The organism is Mesorhizobium sp. M0045 (assembly GCF_040323385.1).
In the GTDB taxonomy this organism is placed as follows: Bacteria; Pseudomonadota; Alphaproteobacteria; order Rhizobiales; family Rhizobiaceae; genus Mesorhizobium.
Genome location: NZ_JAMYUY010000073.1, coordinates 1 through 711, shown reverse-complemented (window position 1 = coordinate 711; position 711 = coordinate 1). Strand labels below are relative to the sequence as shown.

Below are 711 nucleotides of genomic sequence, written 5' to 3'. Positions count from 1 at the left end.
CGGCATCAACACCTCCCGGCAAAAACCGAAAAGTGTTACCTATGTGTCCGGTACAAATCGTCACCTATGTCTCGGGCCGCTCAATTCTGACGATCTCCCGAGTCGTAATCTCAGTTGCAGACACCTTTCGCGGACTGGCACCTGCGGCGTCTGTCCACAACAAATTGCTGTCTCCGGCAGAGAGCGCGATGGAGCTGGCATCTTAGCTTAATGTCGGCTCAATTGGCTGTCAGGTAAATGCATCTTGTGAGAAAAGGGGTTTTTCTGCCGTGGCTCGGAGTGCGTCCCCCCATAGTTTGAGACTTTAATAAATCAAAACATTAGTTTTTTTGTCGCTATTCTTCATATACTAAGTATACTTAGTGTGCCTACTCCAGTGTCATTTGGAAAGTTCAAACTAATTTTAATAAAAATCATTTCTTTTTAAACTGCAACGACCACGTCATCTTTTATATTTGCTTACAAAATATAATATATCCTACCTATCTGCAACAATAAACCCCGAAATCATCGTGAGCATCACTGCGATCAAAGTTTGCTTCTATTCCGTAACGTCAAACTATCCGTAAGTATATTTTTCGCCGTAACGTGACAATCCTGCCGCCGATCAATCATTCTATCAGCGCCTGCAGGTATGTGATTTGGCGCTAATATACACCCTCTAGTAGGCAATCCCCGGGCGCTATCGAATGAGACAAAGGAATATTGGAT

At 43.9% G+C, this 711-nt stretch carries 1 protein-coding gene; it reads left to right on the top strand.

Annotated elements, in window-relative coordinates; all coding sequences use genetic code 11:
• Positions 1-206, top strand: a 206-nt coding sequence (locus NKJ72_RS30925; protein WP_352480803.1) for a hypothetical protein, incomplete at its 5' end; no start/stop codon positions are given.
• Positions 207-711: the final 505 nt, after the last annotated feature.